The organism is Pseudomonas sp. Pseusp97, from assembly GCF_047304025.1.
GTDB lineage: Bacteria > Pseudomonadota > Gammaproteobacteria > Pseudomonadales > Pseudomonadaceae > Pseudomonas.
This window is the reverse complement of the sequence record NZ_JBGLYK010000349.1, coordinates 1-3,727: the sequence shown is the minus strand read 5'-3', so window position 1 is coordinate 3,727 and position 3,727 is coordinate 1. Positions and strand designations below refer to the sequence as shown.

4 protein-coding genes and 1 pseudogene are annotated in these 3,727 nt (G+C 68.7%); 4 read left to right on the top strand and 1 reads right to left on the bottom strand.

Features of this window, described 5'->3' with window-relative positions:
• A pseudogene (locus ACCC94_RS28605) lies at positions 1-241 on the top strand (hypothetical protein); the annotation flags it as partial.
• Here ACCC94_RS28605 and ACCC94_RS28600 read toward each other — a convergent pair.
• The gene (locus ACCC94_RS28600; RefSeq protein WP_413352966.1) at positions 139-561 is read right to left on the bottom strand and encodes a universal stress protein; all 423 of its coding nucleotides are present in this window, start codon (positions 559-561) and stop codon (positions 139-141) included. The pseudogene ACCC94_RS28605 and the gene ACCC94_RS28600 overlap by 103 nt on opposite strands.
• Before the next feature lie 166 nt (positions 562-727).
• Here ACCC94_RS28600 and ACCC94_RS28595 point away from each other — a divergent pair, with 166 nt between their 5' ends.
• The 3 genes from ACCC94_RS28595 to ACCC94_RS28585 form a co-directional block, all read left to right on the top strand.
• Positions 728-1,651: a LysR family transcriptional regulator gene (locus tag ACCC94_RS28595; RefSeq protein ID WP_413352965.1), complete on the top strand. Its 924-nt coding sequence runs from the start codon at positions 728-730 to the stop codon at positions 1,649-1,651.
• A gap of 163 nt (positions 1,652-1,814) precedes the next feature.
• Positions 1,815-3,395: an MFS transporter gene (locus tag ACCC94_RS28590; RefSeq protein ID WP_413352964.1), complete on the top strand. Its 1,581-nt coding sequence runs from the start codon at positions 1,815-1,817 to the stop codon at positions 3,393-3,395.
• An 11-nt stretch (positions 3,396-3,406) separates the two neighbouring features.
• A partial coding sequence (locus tag ACCC94_RS28585; RefSeq protein WP_413352963.1) for a biotin/lipoyl-binding protein occupies positions 3,407-3,727 on the top strand: 321 nt, incomplete at its 3' end.

Here is a 3,727-nt window from a genome sequence, read left to right as displayed (position 1 = left end):
CCCCCCCCCCCCCCCCCCCCCCCCCCCCCCCCCCCCCCCCCCCCCCCCCCCCCCCCCCCCCCCCCCCCCCCCCCCCCCCCCCCCCCCCCCCCCCCCCCCCCCCCCCCCCCCCCCCCCCCCCCCACGGCACCGACCACCCTATTCCCGCCCCTCAACCAACACCGGACAGGGCGCCCGCTCGATCACCCGCTGCCCCACGGAAGGGTCCAGCAGCCGCTCGATACGCCCCAGGTGCCGGTGACCGATCACGATCAGGTCGCACTCCAGCCGCTCCGCCTCGCGCAGGATTGCCCGCGCCGGATCGCCGGCCACCACGGCACCCGACGCAACGCAAGGCTGCAACTGCGCCACCGCCTCATCCACCAGCGCCTGGGCCTCGTGCTGCTCCAGTTCGGCCGGCGGGTACTCCAGGGCATCCTGGCGCGGCATGGCGAAGGCTCGATCCACGGCGCAGACCACGTGCACCTGCGCCCCGTTGCAGCGCGCCAGCTCGCCGGCAGTCGCGATGATGCGCTGCGACTGCGCCGCGCCGTCGACGGCCAGCAGAATCCGTTTGAACATGCCTTTCTTCCTCAAAAAACGAAATCCGCCGCCATTCTTCGGGCCGGGACGCGGACCGTAAAGGCACGCAAAACGTAATGGACCATTGCATGAAACGCACGCTTGCCCATTCGGCCCTTCGCCATGGAACATGACAAACCTCGCGTCAACTGCTCTGGGAGTCACCATGGCCCTGCCCGATCTCAACCTGCTGGTCGCCCTCAATATCCTGCTGGAGGAAGGTAGCGTGGTCGGCGCTGCGCGGCGCATGCACCTCAGCCCACCGGCGATGAGCCGCACCCTGTCGCGCATCCGCGAGGCCGTGGGCGACCCGATCATGGTCCGCGCCGGACGCAACCTGGTCCCTACTCCCCGCGCACTGCAGTTGCGCGAGGAAGTCAGCGACTTGGTGGAACACGCCACGCGCCTGTTCAACGCCAAGGAAAACCTGCGCATGGACCAGCTCGAGCGCTGCTTCGTGCTGCGCTCCAACAACGTGCTGGTGGGCGGCTTCGCCTCGCGCATGCTGGCGGTGATGAAGGAAGAGGCGCCGCGCTGCAGCCTGCGCATCGCCCCGGAAGCCGACTTCGACGACGAAGCCCTGCGGCAGAACCGCATCGACCTGTACATCGGCGGCGCTTCGACGCTGGAGCCGGAAATCCGCACGCAGACACTGTTCACCACCAACTTCGTCGGCCTGGCGCGGCGCGATCACCCCATCTTCGACGGCGAAATCACCGCCGAACGCTTTGCCGCCTTTCCGCAGATCAGCGTGTCACGGCGCGGCAAGTCCCGCGGGCCGATCGACGAGGAACTGGCCAACCTCGGCTTGCAACGGGAAATCCGCCTCACCGCACCGACCTTCCACTCCTCGATCTTCGCCCTGCTGGAATCCGACCTGGTGCTGCCGATTCCCGAGCACTCGCTGTGGCGCCTGGATCGCCTGGGGTTCGCCCTGCGCCAGTTCGATATTCCGCTGCCGCTCAAGTCGGTGGTGATCATCCAGGCCTGGCACCCGCGTTTCGACAACGACCCGGCGCACAGCTGGCTGCGGCAGACGGTGAAGCGCGTGTGCATCGAATTGCGGGAGAGCTCCGGCCTGCTGAGCTGAGCGTGCGTAAAGTGCACCAAGCGCACTAATTAGCTGCAATCATTTCAATTTCCACAGCTATCGCCCTTCCCTAGACTCGGTCGCAAATACCCGAGTTGATTCCTATGCCTTGCACCTCACCGCCCAAGGGCGGCGGCATCGGCCACCCCCGTGGAGACCGGCCATGACCGCGCTCGCCCCGGTTTCCGCCGCCAGCCCGCAACCCGCGAAAACTTCCGCGCCTGTTGCCCAGCCCTTCGGCCCGCGCATCGTGGTCGGCATGATCGGCGTGCTGGTCGCCTCCCTCAGCGCCGGCCTCAACGAGAAGGTCACCGACCTCGCCATGACCGACGTGCGCGGCGCGCTGTCCATCGGCCACGACGAAGGTACCTGGCTGATCGCCCTGTATTCGGCGGCGCAGGTTGCCGCCATGGCCTTCGCCCCATGGTTCTCGGTCACCCTGTCGCTGCGTCGCTTCACCCTCGGCGCCATCGCCTGCTTCGCCCTGCTCGCGCTGCTCTGCCCGTTCGCGCCGAATGTCGAGACGCTCTACCTGCTGCGCCTGCTGCAGGGTTTCGCCGGCGGCTGCATGCCGCCGATGCTGATGACCGTGGCGCTGCGCTTCCTGCCGCCGGGGATCAAGCTCTACGGCCTGGGCGCCTATGCGCTGACCGCGACCTTCGCGCCGAACCTGGGCATGCCGCTGGCGGCGCTGTGGACCGAGTTCGTCGGCTGGCAATGGGTGTTCTGGCAGGTCATCCCGCTCTGCGCGGTGGCGCTGGCCGCCGTCGCCTGGGGCATCCCGCAGGACCCGCTGCGCCTGGAGCGCCTGAAGCAATTCGATTACCCGGGTCTCGCCCTAGGCCTGCCGGGCATCCTGATGCTGGTGATGGGCCTGCTGCAGGGCGAGCGCCTGGACTGGTTCGAATCCGACCTGATCACCCTGCTGGTGGTCGGCGGCGCCGGGCTGCTGGTGGCCTTCTTCATCAACGAATGGACGCACCCGCTGCCCTTCTACCGTCTGGACATCCTCAAGCGACGCAATTTCACCCACGCGCTGATCACCCTCGCCGGCGTGCTGGTAGTGCTCGGCGCGTGCGCTGGCGTGCCGGCGTCCTACCTCGCCTCGGCCCACGGCTATCGTCCGCTGCAATCTGCACCCATGGCGCTGCTGGTGGCGTTGCCGCAGCTGATCTCGCTGCCGCTGGTGGCCGCGCTGTGCAACATCCCGCGGGTGGATTGCCGCTGGGTGCTGGCCATCGGCATCAGCCTGTGCGGGCTGTCGGCCTTCGGCATGAGCCAGCTGACCAGCGAGTGGACGCGGGAGAATTTCTATTGGCTGCTGGCGCTGCAGATCATCGGCCAGCCGATGGCCATCGTGCCGCTGCTGATGTCCGCCACCAGCGTCGTCGCGCCCATCGAAGGGCCGTTCGCCTCAGCCTGGTTCAACAGCGTGCGCGGCTTCTCGGCGGTGCTCGGCAGCGCCGTGGTGTCGATCCTGATGACCTGGCGCGAGCACTACCACTCCAACCGCCTGGTCGATCACCTGGGCAACGCCTCGCAGGCTCTCGGCCTGCGCCTGGAGCAACTGGGCGGCGCCGAGAACATCGGCCGCCTGGCCGGCCAGGTGCGCGGCCAGGCCGGCGTGCTCGCCGCCTCCGACACGCTGCTGGCGATGTCCTGGCTGGCCGCCGCCCTGCTCGTCCTGATCCCCCTGATGCCGCTGCGGGTCTATCCGCCGCGCCCTGTCGTCCCCACCCATTGATAGGTCTGCCCATGTCGAAACTGAGCTCCCGTCGCGGCAGTCTGGCCCTGGTTGCCGTGCTGCTTCCCGCCCTTGTCGTCTACCTGCTGCTGCGCCTGCTGGGCCCCGCCCGGGAGCAGAGCACCGACGACGCCTATATCCATGCCGACTTCACCCTGGTCGCGCCGAAAGTCGCCGGCTTCATCGAAGAGGTGCTGGTGGAAGACAACCAGTCGGTGAAGGCCGGGCAGGTGCTGGCGCGCATCGATGCCCGCGACTACCGCGCCGCGCTGGAAGCCGCCGAAGCCGACGTGCTGGCCGCCGAGGCGCGTCACCACCACGTCGCCGCCGAC